Here is a 23,849-nt window from a genome sequence, read left to right as displayed (position 1 = left end):
CATGGCGACCATCACCGTGGCCGAGGACGCCTCGGCCGTCACGACGCGAAAGAGTGGGCCCCCCAAGGGTTCTCGCTCGTCGACCACGACGGCGCTGCTGATGCTGGTGCCTGCCGGGGTCCTGCTCATCACCTTCCTTCTCGTCCCGATCGGTCTGACGTTCGGGCTCGCGTTCACCAACGCGCGGCTCATCTCGCCTCGGCCGGCGGAGTTCGTCGGGGTGGAGAACTTCGTGCGTCTCTTCGACGACGAGACGTTCTGGAAGTCGCTGCGCAACACGATCATCTTCGCGGCGATCATCGTGCCCGTGCAGTCGGCGTGTGCCCTCGGGCTGGCGCTGCTCGTCAACGTGAAGATGCGCGGGGTCAACTTCTTCCGGACGGTCTACTTCCTGCCGGTCGTCACGTCGATGGTCGTCGTGTCGATGCTGTGGCTGTTCATGTACCAGAAGAACGGCCTCATCAACCAGGTGCTCCTCAAGTTCGGGATCGTCGGGCCGGACTGGCTCGGCGACCCGAAGACAGCGCTGCTGGCGGTGATCCTCATGTCGGCGTGGCAGGCCATGGGCTTCCACATGGTCATCTGGCTCTCCGGGTTGCAGACGATCCCGGGCGACCTCTACGAGGCGGCCGAGCTCGACGGGGCCGGCACGTGGCAGAAGTTCCGTTTCGTCACGTGGCCGGGGCTGCGGCAGACGCGGACCTTCATCCTCATCACGATCACGATCTCGGCGTTCGCGCTCTTCACCCAGGTCAACATCATGACCCAGGGCGGACCGCTCGACTCGACGTCGACGCTCGTGCTCATGGCGGTGCGGACCGGGTTCCAGCAGCAGCAGACGGGATACGCGTCCGCGATCTCGCTCGCCTTCTTCGTCCTCGTGCTGGCCGTGACCCTCGTCCAGCGCTACTACACCCGTGACAAGGACGTGGCCTGATGAGCACTGCAACCACTCCCGGCCTCGGAGCCGACCACCTCGCCCACGTCGCCGAGTCAGCCACCCCCACAGTGCACCGCGGGGGAGAGGAACGACACGGCATACGCCGGGGGCTCGGCATCCTCGTGCGGATCGTCCTGTGCCTCGTGTTCGGGCTGCCGCTGGTCTTCATGTTCGTGTCGAGCTTCAAGCCGGACCTGCAGATCTTCTCGGACCTCGGCAACATCAAGGCGTTCCTGCCGGTCGGCGACATCTCGTTGGACAACTACTCGGGCGTCTTCGGGCGAGTTCCCTTCGCGCAGTTCATGATGAACTCCGTCATCATCACGGTGGTGACCGTGGTGCTGGGGATCGTCGTCAACTCGATGGCGGCGTTCGCGCTGGCCCGGATCGGCTTCAAGGGCGGCGGCATCGTGCTCGGCATCATCCTCGCGACGCTCATCGTGCCGTTCGAGACGCTGGCGCTGCCGTTGCTGTGGTGGTCGAACAAGCTGCCGTTCCTCGGGCCGGAGGGCTTCACCGAGGGCTGGCTCGACACGTACCAGGTGCAGATCATCCCGTTCATCGCGAACGCGTTCTCGATCTTCCTCTTCTACCAGTACTTCGACAGCATCCCGAAGGAGCTGGACGAGGCGGCGAAGGTCGACGGCGCAGGGTGGTTCCGGATCTACCGCAGCATCGTGATGCCGCTGTCTGGGCCGGCGGTCGCGACCGTCGCGATCCTCACCTTCCTGCCGATGTGGAACCAGTACCTCTGGCCGCTCATGGCAGTGCAGTCGGAGGAGCTGCGCCCGGTCATGGTCGGCATCGACTACTTCAAGCAGCTCAACACCTCGTGGGGGCAGATCATGGCGTACGCGTCGATCATCACCGCGCCGGTGCTCGTCCTCTTCATCGCGTTCCAGCGCGCGTTCATCAACTCCATCGCCAGCAGTGGCGTGAAAGGCTGACTCGTCGTGTTTCGTCTTCCTGAGGCGTGGGTGTGGGACTTCTGGCTCGTCGACGACGGGTCGGAGTACCACATGTTCTTCCTCTACGCCTCGCGCGCGCTGCGTGACCCGGACGCCCGGCACTACCGGGCGTCCGTGGGTCACGCGGTGTCCTCCGACCTCGTCCACTGGGAGCGGGTCACGGACGCGCTCGTGCGGTCGGACGCCCCGGCGTTCGACGAGCTCGCGACGTGGACCGGGTCGGTCGTGCGGCACCCGGACGGCCGCTGGTTCATGTTCTACACCGGGTCGACGGCGGTGCCGGGGACGGCGGCGAACATCCAGACGATCGGGTATGCCGTGTCCTCTGACCTTCTCGTGTGGGACAAGGCGCCGGGGCCCGTGCTCGCTGCGGACCCGCGGTGGTACGAGCGGTACTCGGACGGGCACTGGCACGACGAGGCGTTCCGCGACCCATGGGTCTTCGCCGACCCTGACGGGGACGGATGGCACATGCTCATCACGGCGCGGTCTGCTGTGGGGCCGGCTGTCGATCCGTCGGACACCTTCGACCGCGGCGTCGTCGGGCACTCGTGGTCGGCTGACCTGGAGAACTGGGAGCTGCGGCCGCCGCTGTCTTCGCCTGGCGCTGGCTTCGGTCAGCTCGAGGTGTTCCAGCTCGTCGAGATCGACGGTCGGCAGGTGCTCGTCTTCAACTGCCAGGCCGCGGAGATGACAGCTGCCCGGCGCGCGACCGGCATCACCCCGGGAGTGTGGGTGGCCTCGGCCGAGTCGGCGCTCGGGCCGTACGGCCTGGCCGATGCGCAGCAGCTGACAGACGACCAGCTCTACGTGGGCAAGTTCATCCGCGACCGCGAGACGGGCGAGACGAAGTTCCTCGCGTTCGTGAACAAGGTCGACGGCGAGTTCGTCGGCGAGATCACCGACCCGTATGCCGTGTCGTGGGAGGGCGATCTTCTCGTGCTGACGCCGGCGCGGGACATCGCTGGCGTCGCCCGCTGAACCCCGAGGTGGTGGCTTCCCGCCGCCACCTCGGAAGGCGGTTACCGCCGACCGCCTGGGACGTCGTGCCCGCCGCCGAACCCTGCGGCGAGCACGACTTCTAATCCATAAGGCCCCAGTCTTCGTCCCGACGGCCACGGTTTGGACAGGAAGTCACCGCCTCAGCGGTCAACGTGGCTCGGTACTGGCTCGAACCCTGTGGTCTTGACGATCTTCTCCTCTCCCGGGGTTCCGAACTCGGCGCTGGTCGTGTCGCCAGCCGGATCGAGGATGGCAGGCAACGGCGGCGGTGGCGGCGGGACGGGCTCAGAGGTCGTGTAACGGCGCTGCTCGTCCAGCAGGTCGCGGTGGACCGCGCCCGCGTCGCCCTGGCTCGCATGAATGCCGCGGAGGATGAGCAACTGGCCACGCTCCACGTCAAAGGGTGTACCGCTCAGACGCATTCCGGAGACCGTCTTGCGGCTGCTGACACTCATCAGGACCGTCCCGTCTGCCTCGACGGTGACGTCTTCGAGCTCGGCGTAAAGCCAGTCGCGGTTGCGGGAACCGCGGAACGCGACTCGCTCGCTCGTCACGACCGCCGGCCCGGCAGTGACGGCGACCCGGTTGGGGCGCCCTTGCTTTGTGCGCTCCTCGACGAGAGTTGCGGGTAGGACCTCGTGAAGCTGCTCGTTCGGACGAAGCCGCAGCCCGTGGGTGTCGCCGGCGTGGGCCAGCGGGGGTGCGGCTGCCCAGGGGACCAGACCAGACAGCTGCGACGCGCGTGACGTCCAGCGGCGGTGTGCGTCGTGGAACCGCGCCATCGCCTGGTCATGCGTGGCGCGCGCAGAGGTGTACTCGGCCTGGGCGGCTGCAACCGCTGCCCGGTGTGCGCGCTCGGCCGCTGCGGCGCGTCGACGGTCACCCATCGCGGCGAGCCAATGCTGCTTGCGCCACAGGAGGATGACGAGCGCCGCGAGCATACCCAGCAGGGCAAGCAGGATGCCCAGGCCCGCTGCGATCTCGCCAGCTGTGGCCGGCTTGGAGACGGCGACCGTGCGGGTCTGCCGGGACTGGTTACCGGCGATGTCGACGGCCGTGGTCGTCACCAGGTACGTACCCGTCTCGAGGGCCCGGGTCCAGGTCTGCGCCGCCCCGTTGCCGACGAGGGTGTCCGTGATGGGACCGACGGCGTGGTCGAGGTCGTTTCCTTGTCGGGCGGCGGTGATGGTGACCCGCGCGGCATCCTCGGCTGTGAGTGCGAGAAGCAGTGCCCCGTACGGCGCGCGTGCCGTGTCGGCAGAGAACGACAGGGCCGGGCCGGTCGTGTCCACGACTACGGCGGGGATCGCGGTGTGCGCGGTGCGTCCCGCGAAGTCGGTCAAGGTCGCGGACGCGTTCCGGTAGGTGCCGTCTGCCAGCGGGAGGCTGACAGTGGTGACGCCGGTGTCGTCGATCGTGAATGCCTGCGGGCTCTGGCCGGGCAGGGTAAGGCTGCCGCGGCTTCGAGGAGTGCCGACGAGCCGGTACTCGACGGGGCTGTGGAAAGAAGCACTGGTCTGGGTCACGGTCAGGGCCGCAGCGCGGTTGGCGACCGTGAGGTTCCCGATCACGCGGGTGGTGTTGCCGACAGCGTCCGTGGTGGTTACGGCGGCGCGGTAGGTGCCGTTGCGCAACCAGAGCCGGTGGGTCACGGTCCCTCCCGTCCCTTTGCCCACTATCGTCTTCTGCCCGGTCACGGCCAGCGAGTAGGTGGAGCCGGGCTCGGCGTCCCTGTGTTCCTGGTGTCGGCTGCGCCAGGCCAGCGTCTTGATCGGCGCGCTTCGACCAGCACAGGTTCGCAGAGTCGGGCCTCGCACGGGAGACTTTCGACAGATCCGTCAGGCGCGCGCACTCAGACCCGGTCTGGCCGCGTCAGGTTCTGAGGGAGCGGAAGCCGGAACTGGCCCAGCGATCTGGGTCATCGCCCGGTGCCCCGTCGACCGGACACCCGCCTTCTCGGGCGCGATATGTGCCGTTTAGGCAGTGCGGCAATGGCTTCGCGCCGTATCTTCCCGTAGCGGTTGGAGCGACGACTGACAGGGGAGTCCAGACGGATGCTTAGGAAGCACGACAACGTTCAGTTGCTCTACGCGCGCGGTCTGTTCACCGGCAAAGGCTGGGTCACCTTGCAGATCGGTGTTCGGGTCTGCTGCACGGATAGGTGACATCTGATCTTGCGTCGATTGTCTGTCGGCGCTGGAAGGATGTGTACCATGCCGGCAGGCGTTTCCCAGGGAGTTTCCGAGGACGTGATCCGGTCTACAAGAACTCTGATGCCTCCATCGCGCAGGTAGCGAAGGACTTCCGCATCTCGCCGTCGTGCCTAAAGCGGTCGCTGACGTTCGATGAGCGGAAGTCGGCCGGCTCCGCTGGCTCGACGAACTCAGCGCGGACCGGCGCTAACGCCGATGCGCCGCGGGGGGAACAGGCGGTTCAAGCTGCTCGAGCAGGAGAATGAGTTCCTGAGGGTTCTGCCGGCGGATGCCTCGGCATGGATCGATGGCGCCCCTGGTGGGCGCCGTGACGCGGCGAAAGGACGCACGTGTGTTAGGCGGGCTCGGAACGCGCGGTCCCAGCCTCGCTCCTGACTGTAGACAAGAGCGTGGAACTACCCGAAGCGTGCCGAGAGCATGGAGGGGTTCCTTGGCAAGCCTCTCCGCTCATGGCGCCCCGCCCAGTGATGTGCACGCTGCGAGGAAGGGGCCCGCGAGGGATGGACCACTCTGGGGCGCGCCACACCCAGCCGGCGCTCTTCCGTGTGTGCTTCACTGAGACTCCCGCGACTCGCCGATGCGACATAGACACACTGCGCAGCGCCGTCGCCGTCGGATACGGTGACCGCGATCTAGGCGACATCATGGCTCGCCAGGGACAACCCAGGGGCCCAACTTGGAACACGAGCTTGACCAGCAACTCCAGTACCTCCGGGCGGCGCTGCAGCAGGACCGTCGCCCTCTCGGTCTGCTCATTGGCGCAGGCGCGCCAATGGCGGTTCGGGTGGGCGACCAACCCATCATTCACGACATGGCCGGTCTGACTAAAGCAGTCACTGAGGGGCTCGAGGGCGACGACGAAGAAGTTGTGAGTTCCGCCAGTAATCACCTCGTTCAGGGTGGCATTGCTGAGCCAAACCTTGAGAATCTTCTCGACTACCTGCGCACTCTCGCAGCAGTTCCCGGGAGTGAGCCGATCCGCGGCTTCACAAAAGCACAACTCAAGAAGGCGGACTTGGCAGTATGCGCGTATGTGCGCCGGACGTTGGGTGTGAGACTTCCCGAAGTGCACACGCCATACAACGCTGTCGGTGTATGGGCCAGGGCCGCGAAACGCTATGCGCCGGTCGAGGTGTTCACCACCAACTACGATCTACTGCTCGAGCAGGCCTTTGAGGCCGAGGGAGTTCCCTTTTTCGACGGCTTCGTTGGGAGTCACAGACCCGCCTTCGACCTGCAGGCAATCGAGGAAGACGCGCTACCCACGCGTTGGGTGCGCCTGTGGAAGCTCCATGGTTCGATCAATTGGCAGATAGCCCGATCTGGCCAAGTCATTCGCCATCCTGAGCCAGAGGAGTCCGAGGGAACCCTTATCTACCCCAGCCACCTCAAGTACGCCGAGAGTAGACGACTCCCTTACTTGGCGCTGCTCGACCGCCTCCGCGCCTTCCTCCGGCAGCCGAGCTCAGTTCTTGTAAGTTGTGGATTCTCGTATCGCGATGAACACATCAACGAAGTAGTCGAGCAAGCGCTACGGGCAAACCCGACCGCAGCCGTACAAGCCCTTCTGTACGGCCCGCTCGAGCAGTATTCAGAAGCTGTGCAAATGGCCCAACGAACGCCGAACCTCTCGCTGCTGGCGGGAGATCAAGGGGTTGTGGGTCTCCAGCAAGGCACGTGGCGAGGGGGAGACACGCAAGACGGTGCGCCTGCCACCTGTGATCTCGGTGACTTCGCACGTCTTGGTGCCCTCCTCACCGAGGTTGCGGGCTACCGCCAGCCAGACGAGAGCCCAGAAACGTCTGGCCCCACGGGAGCGCAGTCGTGATCGAACCGGAACGCATCGGCCTGGTTCAAGATGTGCGAGGTGACCGAGTCATGGCTTGGCTGACCGAGGAGGCAATTCCGGGTCTCACGTTCTCACGGGGGCACGCCTATCACGTTGGTCAGGTCGGCGCGCTCGTACGGATCCCTCTTGGTCTTACTGATCTCTTCGCGGTTGTAGTGCAGGTGGGGTCAGCACAAGCCTCTGACAGCGACAGCACCAACTCAGACCTGGCATGGGCGTCTCCGGGACAGGCTTGGATGCATTTGGAACTGCTCGCCGAGGGGCCCCGAAGCGGGCCGATCGAACGAGGTGTCTCCCGATACCCCGCGATCGGAGATCCCGTTCACCTGGTCACGGCCGGCGATATGGCGAGGCTCTTTGGAGTGGAGGCCTCGCCTGGACAGGTTCGGATCGGCCACGTCGCAAATGCCCCGCACCTCCCAGCAACTATCGATCTGAACGCATTGGTCTCCCGTCACGCTGCGGTTGTGGGCAGTACAGGATCAGGAAAATCTAGTACCGTTTCCGGAATTCTGCACAGGATCGCCGACACGAATCGGTTCCCCTCATCCCGCGTTCTCGTCATAGACGTGCACGGCGAGTACGGTGGCGGACTCGGAGCGAGCGCCAGTGTGTTCCGGGCATCCGCGGTCGGCAACGTCACCAGTGCTCCGGAAGAGTCGCCAAGCCGAGAGGGTGGCGATTCACAGGCGCTGCATATCCCGTTTTGGGCGCTCACCTTCGAAGAACTTGTTGAAGTGGCCTTTGGAAGTCTGGATGATGCGAGTTCGGCCGCCGTTCAAGCATGGATCGTTGGGGAACGGCGGTCTTACGTCGATCGTCACCCCGAGCTTGAGTTGAAGCCAGACCAGGTCACGGTCGACACGCCGATTCCGTTCAGCATCAGGCGCCTGTGGCTCGACTTTCACGAGCAGGTCTGGGCAACTCATACGGCGCAGCAACAGGCGCAGTCCGAGTCGACCCGAGCGTACGCAACTGAGTCCGGACATGAGTTTCGGGGCGACGCTCAAGGGGTCGTCGCACCTGTGTACGTTCCCATTTCGAGCAGCGCTCCGAAGGTTTACCTAAGTGCCTCACCGTTAAACCTGCGGCGGCAGCTGGAGCGGTTGGCTGGTCTTCTACGCGACCCTCGATACGCCTTCCTCTTCGACCCCGGACCTTGGGCGCCTGACCTGGCAGGAAACGTGTCGGCTGATCTCGGGACCTTTCTGCAGACTTGGCTAGGCAATGACAAAGCCATCGTTGTTGCAGACCTGTCAAACGTTCCGAGTTCCGTCCTGCAAGCAGTTGCCGGGGCGCTCCTCAGGGTTCTCTACGATGCTCTTATCTGGTCTAGGGATCTCCCAGATGGCGGAAGGGCGCGGCCGCTTCTGGTCGTTCTTGAGGAAGCCCATCGCTACGTCGGGCAGGACGGAGGGAGCGCCGGAACCATCGTCGAACGAATGGTGAAGGAGGGCCGGAAGTATGGTGTTGGTCTTCTGCTCGTGAGCCAACGTCCGAGTGAGATTCGCCCGACAATCCTCAGTCAGGTTGGCACTTTCGTGGTTCTTCGGCTGACCAACTCCGGTGATCGAAACCTTGTCCGTGCCTCCCTGCCCGATCACATGTCCGGCCTCTTCGACGCTGTCCCCGTGCTCCGAACCGGAGAGGCAGTGATCACGGGCGAAGCCATCAAACTGCCGACTCGAGTGGTTATGAACATTCCCGAGAGTGAGCGCCCAGATAGCGCCGACCCGGTGGCTGTGAGCGTTAACGCAGTTCGCGGATGGAACGCGCCCCGCGGTACAAGTGACTTTGATCGCGTTGCCTCTGCGTGGCGGAGAACCAGCACGGAGGGGGTTCAATAGGTGGAGCGCCAAGCAGTCTCATCATCGAGTGTGGTGTCGATCGGGTACGACGGCGCGTCTCAAGTTCTTGAGGTCGAGTTTGCAAATGGAGGCATCTACCAGTACCTAGACGTGCCCGCCTGGTGCTTCGAAGAACTCACCCGGTCCGACAGTGTAGGCACCTTTGTTAACGCGCAGGTGAAGCCGCACTACCGCTACGTCAGGCAGTGACGCTCGGCAGGTGCCTTCCGTCAGGCGATCCTGCGAGATACATGGACTGCAGCGTGCGCACAGTCCCTCGTTAGCGCGCACGACAGAGGCCAGCGCCAGGCGTCACATTGCTGACCCGCATTGCTCCATCTCTGTGAATGGCCCTAGTAACACCGCGGCCCGACGTCTTGATCGAGGCACGGCGCGGGCAGATCGGGGCTGGACGTCCGATCGCGTTCCTCGTGGCGAGGGCGATGCCTCGAAACGGGAGGCTGGGCACCCGTGCTGGCGAGGTAGGTGCTCATACTTGGGCGGAATGAAGCGTGCTCTTGGGTGACGGTGGGAGGGTGCGTCACGAGGTCCGAAGTCGCATTGTGACCCAGAGAGCGTCAAGACTGTCGATGACGAGCACCCCTGAGAAGGCCCAGGGAAGCACCTCCTCGTCAGCGTCACCGTGACCCAACATCGGCAACTTCCGACGCTGATCGCCGAGCGGTCGCTGAGGATGCGCGACTCGAACGGCCGCGAGCTCGCGACCGACATCTCACCGCGATCCTCCTCGAGGACAAACAAGGTCTTCGTCAAAGGGCAAGCAGCTGGTGACGCACGACTGGCTCGGGGTGGGCGAGTTCATCCGCGACCGTGAGACCGATGAGACGAAGTTCCTTGCGTTCGTGAATGCGATCGACGGCGTGTCGGTCGGGAAGATCACCCTCGCGTACGGCGGCCGACAGGTGCTCGTGCTCAACTGCCTGGGCCCGGAAGTGTGGAGGGAAGGTGACCGGTACCACTGAAGGCTTGGGGGCCTCGGCCGAGTCGGCGCTTGGGCCTTTCGGCCTCGACGCCCGGTGGGACGACGACCACCTCGTCCTCACCACCACCAAGGCAGCAACAGCCGCATGCGTCTGGTTGAACCGCCCGGTGAGTCCGGAGGCTTACTGGTTTGAGAGCTCCAGCTCCTGCTGGGCGCTGTTTGAGCGTAGTAGGCGGCCTCGAGCTCGGCGGGCGGGACGTCACCGCAGTACTCGTAGAGGCAGCGGTGGTCGAACCAGTCGACCCACACGGCGGTCGCGTACTCGACGTGGTCGGCGGTGCGCCACGTGCCTCGGCGCTTGATCAGCTCGGTCTTGTACAAGCCGTTGATCGTCTCGGCGAGGGCATTGTCATAGGAGTCACCGGTGGTGCTCACCGAGGCCGCCGGGATGCCAGCCTCGGTGAGGCGCTCGATGTACCGGATCGAGGTGTACTGCTAGCCCCGATCGGTATGCGCCACGACCGACTCCATGCTCGATCCGGCACGGTTTTTTCTGCCCCACACGGCCTGCTCGAGCGCGTCCAGGACCAGCTGGGTGCTCATCGACCTACCGGTCCGCCAGCCCACGATCCGACGCGCGAACGCGTGATGACGAACGCCACGTACACCCACCCGCTCCACGCCGACACATGGGTCATGTCCGCGACCCAGAGCCGGTCCGGGGCGGCGGGGTTGAAGTCGCGCCCGACCAGGTCCCTTGCCCGCTCGGCCACAGAGCCTCCCGACATCCCGGGGCGGTTCATTCGGCGGGGTCTAAGTTGAGTCTGTGGGTGAGACTTGGGTCAGCACGTCGAAGGGCAGACACTTGTCCAAGCGCAGCAAGACCAACACTGCGCCCGAGGTCGAGTTGCGCAGGGCTGTGCACGCGGCTGGGGGGCGCTTCAGGTTGCATCTGCAGATCGCCAAGGGTTGCACGCCCGACTTCGTACTGCCTCGCCGCCGCGTCGCCGTTTTCGTCGACGGCTGCTTCTGGCATGGGTGCCCGAGGCATGGCCGGAAGACAGCCTGGACTGGGCCCAATGCCTCCTTGTGGGTTGAGAAGATGCAGCGCAACGCCGAGCGCGACCGTCGCTCGACTCGCGTTGCCGAAGAGCGAGGCTGGCGCGTGGTCCGAGTTTGGGAGTGTCAGGTGCACGAGGATGCGAGGGCCCTGGCCGCCACAATTCTGGGTTGACACCACTCTGGTGCTCGGCCTTCAGGCTCCTTCAACAGCCCCGGCACTGTCGGCGCCCGGTGATGGGATCACTGACACAAGTTTCCACACCAGCACGTCGGGGCGGCCCGAGGGTGCGCCGACCCGGAGGTCTGCCGTTAATGAGTATCGCCCGTCGACGCGTGCCAGGATCGTCCGCGCGGGAGCTTGACCGGAGCGAAATCGGGGCTAAGCTTCCTGCTATGCCAAAGGGATTCGCGCCATTCACATACGTGGATCTCTTCGCCGGCATCGGCGGCTTCCACGCCATGCTCGACCACGCCGGGGGGCGTTGCCTCTACGTCTCTGAGATAGACCGTGAGGCGCGCCAGACCTACATCCGGAACTGGGTGGATCCGATCCCGGAGGCGCTACGTCCGCAGATCAACACTGACATCACCCTGGACACGTACGAGGACGCGCCCGTCAACGTGCCGCCTCACGACGTCCTCGCTGCAGGGTTCCCGTGTCAGCCATTCTCCAAGTCCGGCTTCCAGCGAGGCATGGACGAGGTACGCGGCACGCTCTTCTGGAACATCGCCCGTGTCCTTGAGGAGCGCACCCCGGCCGTGGTCCTGCTGGAGAACGTCCGCAACCTAACCGGACCTCGTCACCGTCATGAGTGGCACGTCATCGTCCAGACGCTCCGTGAGATTGGCTACCGGGTTTCCTCGACCCCGTCTGTCTTCTCGCCACATTTCCTGCCGCCGTCCCTGGGCGGAACACCGCAGGTCCGGGACCGCGTCTTCATTTTGGGAACGTACGTGGGACCGACACGGGCGATGGCCGAAGTAGATGTCCCTCCGACAGTGCTTCGCGCACCTGTCGAGGGTTGGAACGTGCACGACTGGGACGTCGAATGGATCCTCGACAAGGACTCGGAGATCCCGGACCTCGTCAGGTACACGCTGACGGCCGATGAGACAGAGTGGATCAACGTCTGGGATGACCTGGTGCAGCGCATGTGGTCAGCTCGAGGAGTTCGCCTCCCCGGCTTCCCACTCTGGGCCGACGCCTGGATTCCAGAGCGTGGTCTGGACCCCATGGAGCTGGACGCGCTGCCGAAGTGGAAGGCGAACTTCCTCATCAAGAACGCCCGCTTCTACGACGACCACCGCGACGTCATCAAGGATTGGCGGAAGGCGAACCCATCGTTCGCGCGGTTCCCCGAGTCTCGTCGCAAGCTGGAGTGGCAGGCACAGGACACAGCGTCTCTGTGGGACACGGTCATGCATTTCCGCCCTTCCGGGATCCGTGCGAAGGCGCCCACCTACCTGCCAGCGCTCGTGGCAATCACCCAGACATCTGTCGTTGGCAGCCGGCATCGCAGGCTCACTCCCCATGAGGCCGCACGCCTTCAGGGGCTCCAGCGGTCCTTCTCCTTTGCCGGGCAGCGTGACCAGGCCTCGTACAAGCAAGTGGGAAACGGTGTCTCGGTGGGGGCCGCATGGCACGTCTTCCGCAGCCACGTTGAGCAGAACGCGAACGACCTGCCCAGACGTCTGGTGAGGTCCGTCCTGGCCGCACCTTTGAACCCGACCGGCGATGCCGTCTCGCCGGAGGCACATCTGGCGGAGATCGCGAACCGCTCGCAAGTTGAGGGCTCGCTGGCCGGGTAGGAACGGTGTCTGCCTGCGGCGCGTTTGCGACGGAAGCCACCCGCCATGTCGTGGCAGGTTGGTACGGTCCCTTGTGGCTGTGAAGACTTCGGGGGTGTGTGTTGATGGCGACCGAGCGTGAGCTCATGGACGCCTCGTTTGCGAGCCGCGGTCTGCCCGTGGTCACACGAGAGGCGCTCTGGACGGTCGTCGACTCCATCCTTGCCCATGGCCCAACCGTCGCGGCCCGCAGCGGGGCAACGGGGCTCGCGCTGGGATATGTGCAGTCGGGCAAGACCACAGCCATAACGGCTCTGATCGCTGCTGCAGCCGACTCCGGCTACCGAGTCATCGTGGCGTTGCTCGGGTCAACCAACCTCCTCCTCGAGCAGAACCAGTCACGGCTGCTCAGCGCGCTAGGGATAGACCAGCGTCAGGACTACCGCTGGGTCAGCATGGTCAACCCCGCCGGCGCAACGAAGGCGAAGGAGATGGCGAACTGGCTAGCTCGCGGTCGGACAGTCCTGATTCCAGTGCTGAAGCACGCGGGGCGCATCGACTCGGTGGCCAGCGTGCTCGTCCACGCGGACGTCACAGATCTTCCGGTGCTCATCGTCGACGACGAGGCCGACCAGGCGAGCCTGAACACCGAGGTCAACCGGGGTCAGGAGAGCCGGACGTATGCGGCACTGACCCAGCTCCGAAACGCCGCGGCCCGCCACCTCTACGTCCAGTTCACCGCAACTCCGTACGCCCCTCTGCTGCTCGAGCCCGACGATCACCTGCGGCCTGACTTCATCGAACTGCTGCAGCCGGGAGAGGGTTACACCGGTGGACGCGAGTTCTTCGTCGACTATGCCCACGTCGTCGTCAGACCCATCCCCACACTGGACGAGCAACGCCCCAAGTCTCTACCCACTCAGCTGCCCAAGTCGCTCGTCGAGGCGTTCGGGAGCTTCGTTGCCGGAACGGCCCTACTACTTGGCCGAGACCCGGCGGCGACGCCCGTGTCCATGCTCGTCCACAGCACACAGCGCAACGACGTCCAGGCCCGCTACCACTTCCTCCTACAGCGTCTTGTCCGTCGCTGGGCTGAAGTCGCGGAGACCGCGACTGACGTTCGCGAGCTGCCGCCCGACGTCGCTACCGAACGCCTGCGAATTACATCGCTCGGCGCCCCAGAGCTCGACGACGCCGCTTTCCTGGACAAGGTCCGGCTCGTGCTGGGAGAGACGACGCTTTGGCTGGTGAACTCGGCCAGCGACGTCAACAACGTGGACTGGCGGGTTGCCCCGGTGCACGTCCTCGTCGGAGGCAACAAGCTGGACCGCGGGTTCACCGTCGAGGGCCTCACGGTCACATACATGAACCGTCCGGCGAGCGACCAGATTGACACATTGGAACAGCGGGCCCGCGCCTTCGGGTACCGCTCGGACCTGCTGCCGTACTGCCAGTTCTTCGCCACGCCCAGGACGCTCAAGGTCCTGCGCGAGACGGTCGACACCGAGTATGACCTACGCGCCAACCTGCGGGACTGGCTCGCCGATGGTCATGACGTCTCCACGTGGGCACGCGAGGTTGGATTACTGCTGCCGCAAGGGACCAAGCCTTCGCGCCAAAACGTCCTCACTGCGCTAACGCAGTTCAACGAGCGCCCAAGCTGGCACCAGCTGCGCCGCCCATCGCTGGACGTGGAGGTCCGCACGGACAACGAGAAGCTCGTGGTCAACCTCGGGCTTTTGAGCGCGCCCCGAGAGTCTTACGGGCGACTCAGCCATCCGACGCTTCGGCTGCCACTGGCCGACATCACAGAGCGGCTCTTGCGCCCATGGTCTGGCGTGGACGTGGGCACCAGCCCCGGCTGGCGCCATCACGAGCTCCTCAACCTCCTGGAACGACTCCCGCAGCAGGGCCACACAGTGCCGCTGATGCTGATGGAGCACCCGGAAGGCGGGCCCCGTAGGCGCGAATGGGATCCCGAACTTGGCTTCATCAACCTCATGCAGGGCTCAGACCCTGTGCGCAAGGTGGGGCAGCCTTGGTATCCCGGCGACCGCGCAATTGGCGGCATCGTGGAGGATCCAGAGCAGGTCGTGGTGCAGGTGCACCGCGTCACCTCTAGCCAGGCAGGGCTTCTGCCTGAGCTGTTCACTCTCGCCATTCACGCGGGTCGACGTGGGGTAGTACGGAAGGTGTGAATATGAGTGAGTTGAGAGACGTGCGCTCGATTGGCGAACAGCGGTGGGTCCCCTTGCGGGATCTCCTTCTGGACCCGGAGAATCCTCGCTTGCCCGCCGACATGCAGGGCGAGGACCAAGAGGACCTAGCTGTCCACCTAGAGCTTGGCTTCGACGCCCTGACCGTTGCTGAGTCGATCGCCTCTCACGGCTTCTTCGGTAGCGAGCCGCTTATCGTGATTGCCGAGAACGGCTCGGATCGGTGGGTCGTCGTGGAGGGCAACCGGCGACTCACAGCTCTACTCGGACTGGTCGACCCCAAGATCCGAACACAGTTCGCGAACCCCTCGCCATGGGAACCACTCGCTGCTCAGGCCAATATGAGCTACGAAGACCAGGTCCCCGTGGTGGTGCTTCCGGATCGCGCCGCCGCTACGCCCATTATTGGCTTCCGACACATCTCGGGAATCCTTCAGTGGCAGCCGTACGCACAGGCTCGATACATCGCGCGGCTAGTCGACGAAGACCACATGACCTTCGCCGAGGTCGCGGAGATGATCGGGGTCGACCGCACCAAGGTTGGCAACCTGTATCGCGACCAGGCCATCGCCACCCAGGCGCGCGAGATGGGCATCGAGACCGGCCCGATGGAGGAGGCGTTCTCGCTCCTGACAGTGGCGATGAGCACCCCCAAGCTGCGCGATCACATCGACGCACCGTTGGGTTCAAAGGCGGTCCCCGGGGAGGCGCCCATCCCGGCCGAACGCGCGTCCGAGCTCAAAGAGCTCGTGACCTGGCTGTACGGGGATGCCGACGTCGAGCCCGTCATCGGCGAGTCCCGCGATATCAGCAAGCTCGGCAACGTAGTCGCGTCGAAGATCGGCCTACACGCATTGCGTGAGCGTGTCACTCTCGAGGCCGCCGTGCAGAAGGTCAAGGACGCGGACGCCAACCCTCGCCAGCGACTCATGCTCCGACTCCGCACAGGCAAAAACTCTCTGTCTGCCGCCCTCGAGGACATCGACGACTTCGTGGGTGAAGCCGAGGTCAACGATGCGGTGGACGAGGTGCGGGCGGCGGCAGACGCCCTACTAGCCGCGCTCTCTCGTGACTGAGACGCACGCCCCGACGAAGCGGGCGAACCGCGTAGCCGACTGGATCGAGATCGAATGCCTGGTGCTTGATAGGGCCATTGGTGTCGATGCACTGAACGAGTCCGGGAAGGCGCACGGCTACCGACCAGCCGACGTTGCGCTCGGTCTCACAACTATGTCTCGGCGCTCAGCAGTCCTGGGAGGCGCGTACCCGTTCCGTGCCGCCAACGGCGCGGCATCTACTCAGTACGCGATAAAGATGCCGTGGTCAGCCCTACTCCTTATGAGCTCGGAGTCGCCTGCTCGGCGGACGCTCGAAATCGGGGTCGCGGCCGCTCACCTTGAGCGCATAACGGCGCAAGCCTTGCGGCAGCTGTATGGAGCCGACACCCATGCGATTCGGTTCGCCTGGCCCTCGGAAGACGGCCGTCCGCCGGAGTTCCCGGACGCAGTCCGATGGTTGGCCGACCGCATGAACGTGCGCATAGGGACTGCGTACAGACCGCCATACAACAAGGACGGTGGTGTAGACGTCGTCGCGTGGCGCCCCTTTCCGGATGGGCGATCCGGCTTCCCGGTGCTGCTAGTGCAGTGCACGCTGGAGAAGGACTACGCGCACAAGGCTGCGGACGTCGACACTCGCGTGTGGTCCGGGTGGCTGGCGTTGGACGTCGACCCATCGACTGCCCTGGCTATCCCGGATGTTGTGGCGGCTGGCGAGGAGTGGCGCGCCCTGGCAGCCCGCACTGTGGTCCTCGACCGGATCCGTCTGGCTTCCCTCGTCGGCGCCGCGGAATCGGCGCCCGCATTAGGCCAGGTCTTCGCTTGGGCAGATGGCGTTCTCACAGAACTGAGAGACAAAAGATGACTTCACCCTTCCCGGGCGGATTCCAAGACGCTGAGCGGCCGATGGGCAAGACCGAGATCGTTCAGGCCATCGCGGACCTGCTTGGCGTGCCGTGCCCGCCCATGTCGACGGGATCCACCGAGCCTCGCAGCATCTTCGAGCTCGTTAACGACCGGCTGGGCCTGGGGCTCAACTCCAAACTCGGCAAGCCCGAACTTGCCCGCGGCATCGTCCTGGCGAGCGGCGCGGAGTGGCACCCGGACTTCGAGTCACGCGGTGCGACGGTAACCAAGGCCGGCCTTCTGGCAGTCCTCGTGGCCGTCCGGTTCTTTGTTCAATCCCGCTAACCGATCGGACACAGGCGGGACCCTCAGCGGCGCGTTTTAGGCGACCGCAAGCCGTGATATGGCCGTAGATGAAGTGACACCCAACCCTCGATCCGTTCAACGAGCCCGTTTGGCGTACTTGACTTTAGCGGCACCACGTAGAGCCAAGAGAAGATCTCCCGCTTCATGGGATCCCGGAGATGTTCGGCCAAGCGCCTGGCCAACCGGTTGGAGTCATAGTCAGAACTCACCTTGCCGACGTACGCACATCTGCCGTGCATGTCATAGACCACGTAGACGCCTCGGATGCCCAGGGGATAGGCGTCAACACCGATTTCGACTGGCCCGATGATGTGGCCAGCCAGACGCGTTCCCGCTATTTCTTCTAGGGCTAGCCGGGTTTCTGGCTTCAATTCAATTCAAGCCCGTCACTGCGCCGCATCCATACATCACGTAAGACGAGAACGCGGGTGCGCGCCTTGTCAAGATTGTCTGACATCTCATCGGCTATGTCCTTGGGGATGCCGTCCACATCGACAACCACCTGGCCATCGCTCTCTCCAGTCTCGGTGATCTCACGCAAGGAAGCCAACTTGTTGGCGAGCGACTCAGCGTCTGCTCTGACGCCGTAGATCCGGTGCCTCAGGACGTCCCGCGGCGTCCACTCGGTATCCTCGCCGCCACCCACGCGCTCCTCCTCGGCGGTTCTTGGAAAGGATTCCCGCAACCATTGGTCAGTAATTGCCGGCTGGCTCCCAGAAACGGTAGACACAACGCTGCCGTCCTCTCGCACCTGGCGAGGATGCGTCCCGGACCGTCCGTCGACGACCGCTTGATAGAGCAAATGGATCCCGTGTACTTGTGTGGCAACGTCCTCAAGGAGCTCGTCCGCAAACCGGGTATCTGTTCGGCTCGACCTCTGCAATGCTGAATAACGGGTTAGCCAGAACGCGCCTCGCACTGCAAGTTCAGCGCATGCATTGCCGAAGGCGCCGACTTCAGCCTCCTCAAGTGCGGCATCCCTTAACTCTTCGATCTCCGCCCGCGTCGCTGACCATCGCTCAACGGGCCGGAATCTCTGCATCGCTGTTGGGAGCGCCTGCCGCGGGTTGCGGCGCACATTTTCATTAGCCCCGTACCGGTACGGCCTGACGGCCAGTTCTGTCGCAACCTCGAGCCGGTTGAACGGGGTTGGCTGATGCATGCCAATCCGGCGTAGCGCCCTGTTGACAGCATTGGCGTTGGCGCGCCTGCACAGATCGAAAAAAATTTCCGCTGCACGCCCGTCCAGGGAGCCATCGAACCCAGCAGCCGCAGCGTCTTCAGGAGACAAGAGCCCTGCCAGATACCGCTTCCTCGTCGTGTCGATGCGGCCCAGCCGCTCGAGTTCATCAAGGACAGAGTCTGCTCGCTTGTCTCCCCCGGCGGCGTCTCCCCATGGAGTCGGCGGTTCAACGTGAATGAGTCCGAGGTAGGCATCAACAAGATGAGGAAAGGTAAGTCCCGCCTCCTCGCCTTCCCAGCCAACAATTAGGTTGGCTGGGAGCGATTGAGTTCGGAGTTGAGCCAACTCTGTTGCGGTGAGGGCCCGCTCATCCTTCTCAAGAAGCTTCGACACTTCCGACCGCCGCGCCTGCAACCTGCTGTCGTCAGTAAGCTGGAAGAGCACCTCCTGCGGTGACATGTGCCAGATCCCCATCGCGGCAGTCAGCCGAGAGGACCCATCGATTGTTGCCAGAATGCTCCGCTCGTCAGGGTCTTCATCGAAGGTGAAGGCTACCGGCACTACGGTCAGCGGAAGTAGCACCCCCTGTGACTGAACGGAGGGGCGAAGGTCGTTGTGGTTTGCGATGTACTCCGCTGCCTCCCGCATGTCATTTTTGAGACTCTCAGGGGATCGAGCCTTTATCAGCAGGCCCACTCGATTACCTGGATCTGCCTCGACTAACAGTGGCTCCATACCCCCACCCCCTGCCGCTACGCCAGCCGGATAGCGGACCCGGGCGGATACCCGTGGATTAGTGGGAATTGGCAAAGCCGTGCCATTAAGCACGCGCGTTGTCACGTAACGGATTGTGCCGCCGTGAACTCCGAATTCGGCCGGCGCTTTCAACTGCGACAGGAGCTGCTCAGGGGACTCGACCGCGCGGACGATCGCATAGGCAGCGGCCTCCGAGAATCCTAAGTCGCTCAGAGCGGCCGCCAACTTTTTCTGGGCTGCGGGTCGTGGCCTGGGCTCGAATTGGCGGATGCTGCGGCCAGGCAGCGCTTCGTCGATTTCATCCATCTCGTCGACGGCGGGCGCTGCCTGCGCCGGGGCGTCGATCTCGTCAGCAGCGTCGTTTGTCACAGACCAATGCTGCCACGCAGTCGCCACACGGTGGCCCATCTAGGATCCGACACGACACTTTCCCCGGACGAGCGACCCCGGACGTCGCGCAGTGATCTCCTCGACCGACTCGCTGATGGGGTGGCGGCGGAACGCCACGGGCGCTCGGGGTGGAGCTATACAGCGCGCCCGACTTGAAATCGCCGCGGATGCCAGCCCGCCGATGTCGCCAGATGCAACATCGGTCGTGCTGTCTCTGCATCAGCACATCGAGCCTGTGGGCCGCAATCGTTGGATTCGAAGGGTCGAGTTCCTGGCTAGGGGCCCGGCGATCCGCTCACGACGCTCACCGGCGGTTCTGCGCCTCTCGTCCCAATCGCCATACGCGCACCCTCCCCAAGACGTCATTGCCCTCGTACACGCTGGTGACGTCGTGGTTCGTCGGGAAGTGGAGCCGCGGAGTCGCCGGATCGCGCCTCGCCTGGGGTACGCACTCCTTATGCTGACGCGGTGCCATTACCTCACGGGGCAGTCCAGCGGCTTGTGCGACCCCTCCTCGCGGCGCGAGCCGACGAGCTTGAACTCCGCCCGTCGCACACCCTGCCCTTGGACTACCGGCTTTGGGGTGCCTACTCCGACGCTCTGTCCGTAGCCGCGCAGGCCGTGGTCTCCGCGCTCGAAGACATGCCAGCGCCTGAGGCCTCATTCAAGGAGTTTCGCACCTGGACTGATCTTGTTCTTGCGACCCGCTCACGACTGCTTTCGGCCCTGTTTGCGCTCCAGCCATTCGAGCCGTTTGATCACGCTTGCGCGCAGCGTTTGACGGGCGCGCTTAGCGACGCCCTAAGTGATTCGGCCGATGCCTTGTGCGACGGGCGTATGGTTCGTGTGCCGGAAGGCTTGATGCGCGCTGACGATGAGTGGCCCAAGGGTGGAGGCATCGAGGTAGACGAACTATTGAAGACCACCTTTGCCCTAGCCGAGGAGCCAGTCGATCACTACGGGGACTTCCGACCGACCTGGGTTTTTGAGGCATACAAGTACGACAACGGTCGTCTCTTACAGCAGATCGCGCCTCACCTTTCCTCGCTAGGTGTTCCACTTATCCCTGATGTTCTCGCGTGCGTGGCGATCGTCGGGTGGGTTAGCGGTGCCCCCGATCCGGTGGCCGCTGCCGCCTCAATGAGCGTGATGCTGTCCGCGCTCATCGACTGCGACGTCGAGGTGACACAACAGATCCTCGACCACTTCAAGGGGCGTGAGCAGACAAGTCGGCAGGCGCGCCAACGAGTTCTTGCGGCCGTCACCGTACTTGACGAGCAGAAGGGCGAGACGCAGGCCCTCACTGTGGCGGACGCGTACAAGCGCCTCGCGGAAGGGCCGGTGCGGCACTTCGGGTGGGCCCTGCGCTGCCTGCGGGTAGGGTCCTGGTCGTCGCCCCCCACGTTGACCCCAGTCCGGGAGGCACTGATCGGCTTGGGTGGATTTGAGGCCCTCATTGCCGAACAGGGGATCCTTGTCGACATCAGGAACGGGGAAGCCCACGAGAATCTTGAGTGGGACGGTCATGAGCAGGTGTACCTGGTTCATGGGCGAGCCATTGAACCCGGATCGGTTGTGTCGGCCATCCGGTTAGCTCTCGGCTTTGATCGCGGATGTGAGGCCGCGATGGCCTGTTACCGGGCGCTGCACGTCCAGCCGACCGGAGGTCTTCCGTCGGTTGCCGAAGGCAACCGCATGCCGGCGTGGCAGCGAGCGGAGACCTTCTTCGGCGTTAACGGCCTGCGGGTGCTCACTGCTGACTTCAACGCCCGTACGGCCTCTATCGGACTCGCCCGCCTGCACCAGAGCGACGTCAATCCCTGCCTGCAGGCTCTGCTGTGTGCTGCCTTGCTGCTGCCGAAAGTCGAAGTTTTCGAGGTGTACGTCGGTGACCCCGCTTCACCTCAAATCAAACTTCCTCGTCGTGCACTCGATCTAACGCTTCCGGTCTGGAATCTCGCGCAGGCGACCTTCGACATGATGCCCTTCACGGCCTTTCTGCCGGCAAACTTTGTTGCGCGCTCCGCGCGAGAGACGCCTACGGCTGCAGTGCGGGCCATCGCATGGATCGCTGCGGACGATGCGCTAGACGCGTACAACGGTGCCCCGGATTTGTGGGACGAGACTGCCACACGCACATTCCTCGATCGGCTCGGGATCGTGGAGTTAGCACTCGCGCAGTGCGCTGACTTAATCCCTGACGGCGCTGGTTTTCGCCATAAGGCCGTTTTGGCGACCGTGCGCGAGATCAAGGCTGAGGTAGAAGCGCGTGCAGAACGGCCTCTCGACGTGCGCACCCTTGAAACCCTTGCCTGCCTGACTACCGTGCGGCAGTACTGGTCCGCCTGGGGTCCTGTTCCGCGCCTGCCAAATATCAGGGATGTCCCTGTGAGTGATCGGCAGCCAGATCGGCAGCCAGCCCTACGGGGCGAGATCGGTTCAGTTCATTGGCAGACGCTTTGACGTCACGATCACCGCGACGTTGACCAGGACGTGCGGCGCTCTCGCCTGCGGTTGTGTTAGGTCAACACACCCTCGGAGGCCGCAACGTGTTCAACCGGAGCCGCGCGCCGCGGTCGACCGCGAACCAGCACATGATCCTCGACGGTGTGAGGGTTGGAACTCGTCCCGCGTCCCGCTCGGCGGCAAACGGAGCCCAGAGCCCCATGCGCGGCTGAGGTTTAGGTGTCACCAATGACGATCCTCGCCTATGTGTCTACGACGAACCGCTCCCGCCCCTGGACTCGGCGCTGTGGACCCAGCTGGTCAGCCTGAACCGTCTGATTCGACTCAGACCCACGTATGCCGCGCCGGGCGGGCCCGGCGCGGCATACGTTGTGCTAAGCCTCCCCGCAGAACGTCAGGAGGTGGTGGGGGCGTGGTCGTCCGGCGGCGGCCGGAAGTTGCCCTTGGACTTGGTGTTGTTGATGAGGTTGGTGCTCATCGCGTAGGACAGGGCCGCGTATGCGACGGCTTCGCTGTTCTCGGCGAGCGCCGTGTTGTTGTTGTTGGCGTACGTGTCACAGGCCTGGTGGTAGCAGGGGTCGTAGGCCAGTCCGGCCGTGCCACCCCAGATCGCTGCCTCCTGCGCCGTCTTGATTCCCTCGGCGCCCGTGAAGAGGCCACCTGAGGGAACACCAGACGCGATGAACGGGCCGTAGTCGGAGCGTCCGGTGAAGTCGGTGCCCTTGAACGGCAGCCCACGCGACGTGAAGTACGCCTCGAAGGTCTTCTCGATCTGCGCCGAGCCGGCCGGCCCGGGCCCGGCACCGACCGCGTCGGAGTCGTCGCCGTCGTAGATGTGGAAGACGTAGTTGGGCGACCCGATCATGTCGAAGTTGAGGTAGAGCGCGATCTTGTTCAGCTCCGCCGCCGTGAGGTTGGCGACGTAGTACATCGAGCCGACGAGGTTCGACTCCTCGGCCCCCCACCACGCAAACCGCAGCGTGTTCTGCGGCTTGACCTTCGACAGGTTCTCGGCGATCTCGACGAGGGCGGCGGACCCGCTGCCGTTGTCGTTGATGCCGGGGCCCGCATTGACCGAGTCGAGGTGTGCACCGGCCATGACGACGTTGTTCGGGTTCTTGCCCGGAAGCTCCGCAAGGATGTTGTACGTCGTCGCGATGCCGCGCCGGGTGTCGGTCCTGAGCCGCAGGACGAGCCCGGGCGTGCTGGCGAGCTGGACCCCGAGAGCCTGCGTGATGCCGACGGCCGGGAACTCGGCCGTGAACGTCGCGCCGAGCGTGCCGTTGAGCGGGCCGTCGATGTTGTTGTAGACGACGATCCCCACGGCACCCGCCGCCATGGCGTTCTGGGCCTTGACCGCGAACGTGCACGTAAAGGTTGCCGTGGACCCGCCGCGCTGGACGAGCGCGATGTTGCCGGCGGGGAAGCCGGCCCAGTCGGCGGCGAAGCACCCCGTCACCGCCGAGGGGCTGGCCACTGAAGCCGTCACGTCGGCACTTCCCGAGTAGGACATGATGTTGTGGTCCAGCGGCCCGACCGGAGGCGGCGCCACCTGCTCGAGCACGGACGGCGTGAGTGAGACGAACGTCTGGAAGTCGAAGGCCTGCTTGGTCACCCGCCACCCTGCGGCCCTGACCCGGCCCTCGACGTAGTCGACCGACGCGTCGTAGCCGGGGGAGCCGGACACGCGGGTCGATCCGTTGGCGTCCGCGATGGACTGCAGCGCCGCCTGGTGCTCGCGGACCCCGGCGAGGTCGACGCACTCGAGCAGTCGGGCGATAGTGTTGTTGACTCTCGTGGCACAGGCGGCTGGGGCCGCCGTCGCGTTGTTCGCCGAGACGCCGGCAGCGGCGACGACGAGGGCGGCTGAGGCGAAGGCAGCCGCGATACGGGTGTTGCGCAATCGCATGTGAGGTGCTCCTTCTGAGAGGTCACGCGCGTCGGCTCGGTGCGCCG

17 protein-coding genes and 1 pseudogene are annotated in these 23,849 nt (G+C 64.6%); 14 read left to right on the top strand and 4 right to left on the bottom strand.

The genetic code is table 11. The features are described 5' to 3' along the window. Position 1: 1 nt before the first annotated feature. The 3 genes from ACFQU3_RS11450 to ACFQU3_RS11440 are packed head-to-tail and all read left to right on the top strand — an operon-like array spanning position 2 to position 2,889. Entirely contained in the window at positions 2-937 is a 936-nt protein-coding gene (locus tag ACFQU3_RS11450) for a carbohydrate ABC transporter permease (protein ID WP_385909815.1), read from the top strand. Next, complete coding sequence (locus ACFQU3_RS11445; protein ID WP_385909813.1) at positions 937-1,887, top strand: carbohydrate ABC transporter permease; 951 nt, start codon at positions 937-939, stop codon at positions 1,885-1,887. The genes ACFQU3_RS11450 and ACFQU3_RS11445 overlap by 1 nt, the downstream gene beginning before the upstream one ends. Before the next feature lie 6 nt (positions 1,888-1,893). Beyond that, on the top strand, positions 1,894-2,889 hold the full coding sequence (locus ACFQU3_RS11440; protein ID WP_385909811.1) for a family 43 glycosylhydrolase: 996 nt from the start codon (positions 1,894-1,896) through the stop codon (positions 2,887-2,889). Between the two features lie 161 nt (positions 2,890-3,050). Here the strand turns inward: ACFQU3_RS11440 and ACFQU3_RS11435 are convergent, their stop codons facing one another. After that, a complete protein-coding gene (locus ACFQU3_RS11435) occupies positions 3,051-4,562 on the bottom strand; it encodes a hypothetical protein (protein WP_385909809.1) in 1,512 nt (503 codons plus the stop codon). Between the two features lie 1,237 nt (positions 4,563-5,799). Between ACFQU3_RS11435 and ACFQU3_RS11430 the strand changes: the two genes are divergently transcribed. The 4 genes from ACFQU3_RS11430 to ACFQU3_RS11415 all read left to right on the top strand — a co-directional run bounded on the left by ACFQU3_RS11430 (position 5,800) and on the right by ACFQU3_RS11415 (position 9,802). Beyond that, complete coding sequence (locus ACFQU3_RS11430) at positions 5,800-6,951, top strand: SIR2 family protein (protein ID WP_385909807.1); 1,152 nt, start codon at positions 5,800-5,802, stop codon at positions 6,949-6,951. Between the two features lie 50 nt (positions 6,952-7,001). Next, positions 7,002-8,819, top strand: coding sequence for an ATP-binding protein (locus ACFQU3_RS11425; protein ID WP_385909805.1), 1,818 nt, complete (start codon positions 7,002-7,004; stop codon positions 8,817-8,819). Further along, on the top strand, positions 8,820-9,029 hold the full coding sequence (locus ACFQU3_RS11420) for a KTSC domain-containing protein (RefSeq protein ID WP_385909803.1): 210 nt from the start codon (positions 8,820-8,822) through the stop codon (positions 9,027-9,029). A 599-nt stretch (positions 9,030-9,628) separates the two neighbouring features. Continuing rightward, positions 9,629-9,802, top strand: coding sequence for a hypothetical protein (locus ACFQU3_RS11415; protein WP_385909801.1), 174 nt, complete (start codon positions 9,629-9,631; stop codon positions 9,800-9,802). A gap of 77 nt (positions 9,803-9,879) precedes the next feature. On the opposite strand, the pseudogene ACFQU3_RS11410 reads toward ACFQU3_RS11415, so the two are convergent. Next, positions 9,880-10,517 (bottom strand): annotated as a pseudogene (locus ACFQU3_RS11410) (IS3 family transposase); the annotation flags it as partial. Positions 10,518-10,588: 71 nt separating this feature from the next. Between ACFQU3_RS11410 and ACFQU3_RS11405 the strand changes: the two are divergent. The 6 genes from ACFQU3_RS11405 (at position 10,589) to ACFQU3_RS11380 (ending at position 17,077) form a co-directional block, all read left to right on the top strand. After that, positions 10,589-10,996 carry a very short patch repair endonuclease gene (locus tag ACFQU3_RS11405; protein WP_385909799.1) on the top strand — a complete coding sequence of 136 codons (408 nt, stop codon included), beginning with the start codon at positions 10,589-10,591 and terminating at the stop codon, positions 10,994-10,996. Between the two features lie 251 nt (positions 10,997-11,247). Continuing rightward, positions 11,248-12,633 (top strand): DNA (cytosine-5-)-methyltransferase, encoded by a 1,386-nt coding sequence (dcm, locus tag ACFQU3_RS11400; protein WP_385909797.1) that lies wholly within the window; start codon positions 11,248-11,250, stop codon positions 12,631-12,633. Positions 12,634-12,758: 125 nt separating this feature from the next. Further along, on the top strand, positions 12,759-14,810 hold the full coding sequence (locus ACFQU3_RS11395) for a Z1 domain-containing protein (RefSeq protein WP_385909795.1): 2,052 nt from the start codon (positions 12,759-12,761) through the stop codon (positions 14,808-14,810). Between the two features lie 2 nt (positions 14,811-14,812). Next, complete coding sequence (locus tag ACFQU3_RS11390) at positions 14,813-15,904, top strand: hypothetical protein (RefSeq protein WP_385909793.1); 1,092 nt, start codon at positions 14,813-14,815, stop codon at positions 15,902-15,904. Beyond that, positions 15,897-16,751, top strand: a complete 855-nt coding sequence (locus ACFQU3_RS11385; protein ID WP_385909791.1) for a hypothetical protein — start codon at positions 15,897-15,899, stop codon at positions 16,749-16,751. Before ACFQU3_RS11390 ends, ACFQU3_RS11385 begins: the two co-directional genes overlap by 8 nt. A 41-nt stretch (positions 16,752-16,792) precedes the next feature. Further along, a complete protein-coding gene (locus ACFQU3_RS11380; protein WP_385909789.1) occupies positions 16,793-17,077 on the top strand; it encodes a hypothetical protein in 285 nt (94 codons plus the stop codon). A gap of 388 nt (positions 17,078-17,465) precedes the next feature. On the opposite strand, the gene ACFQU3_RS11375 is transcribed toward ACFQU3_RS11380, so the two are convergent. Then, complete coding sequence (locus ACFQU3_RS11375) at positions 17,466-19,406, bottom strand: hypothetical protein (protein ID WP_385909787.1); 1,941 nt, start codon at positions 19,404-19,406, stop codon at positions 17,466-17,468. Between the two features lie 585 nt (positions 19,407-19,991). On the opposite strand from ACFQU3_RS11375, the gene ACFQU3_RS11370 reads away from it, so the two are divergent. After that, positions 19,992-21,890, top strand: a complete 1,899-nt coding sequence (locus tag ACFQU3_RS11370; protein WP_385909785.1) for a hypothetical protein — start codon at positions 19,992-19,994, stop codon at positions 21,888-21,890. 397 nt (positions 21,891-22,287) lie between these two features. Here the strand turns inward: ACFQU3_RS11370 and ACFQU3_RS11365 are convergent, their stop codons facing one another. Next, on the bottom strand, positions 22,288-23,802 hold the full coding sequence (locus ACFQU3_RS11365) for a M28 family metallopeptidase (protein ID WP_385909783.1): 1,515 nt from the start codon (positions 23,800-23,802) through the stop codon (positions 22,288-22,290). Positions 23,803-23,849 lie beyond the last annotated feature (47 nt).

The sequence above is a fragment of the Terrabacter sp. GCM10028922 genome, from assembly GCF_042666095.1.
Lineage (GTDB): Bacteria > Actinomycetota > Actinomycetes > Actinomycetales > Dermatophilaceae > Terrabacter.
Note: the sequence above shows the minus strand (reverse complement) of the source record. Positions and strands in the feature narration are given on the sequence as shown.

What these genes read in the sequence shown, in the direction of transcription:
- ACFQU3_RS11450 (WP_385909815.1), top strand. Translation starts at nt 2, where the DNA reads ATGGCGACCATCACCGTGGCCGAGGACGCCTCGGCCGTCACGACGCGA.
- ACFQU3_RS11445 (WP_385909813.1), top strand. Translation starts at nt 937, where the DNA reads ATGAGCACTGCAACCACTCCCGGCCTCGGAGCCGACCACCTCGCCCAC.
- ACFQU3_RS11425 (WP_385909805.1), top strand. Translation starts at nt 7,002, where the DNA reads ATGGCTTGGCTGACCGAGGAGGCAATTCCGGGTCTCACGTTCTCACGG.
- ACFQU3_RS11395 (WP_385909795.1), top strand. Translation starts at nt 12,759, where the DNA reads ATGGACGCCTCGTTTGCGAGCCGCGGTCTGCCCGTGGTCACACGAGAG.
- ACFQU3_RS11390 (WP_385909793.1), top strand. Translation starts at nt 14,813, where the DNA reads ATGAGTGAGTTGAGAGACGTGCGCTCGATTGGCGAACAGCGGTGGGTC.
- ACFQU3_RS11380 (WP_385909789.1), top strand. Translation starts at nt 16,793, where the DNA reads ATGGGCAAGACCGAGATCGTTCAGGCCATCGCGGACCTGCTTGGCGTG.
- ACFQU3_RS11365 (WP_385909783.1), bottom strand. Translation starts at nt 23,802, where the DNA reads ATGCGATTGCGCAACACCCGTATCGCGGCTGCCTTCGCCTCAGCCGCC.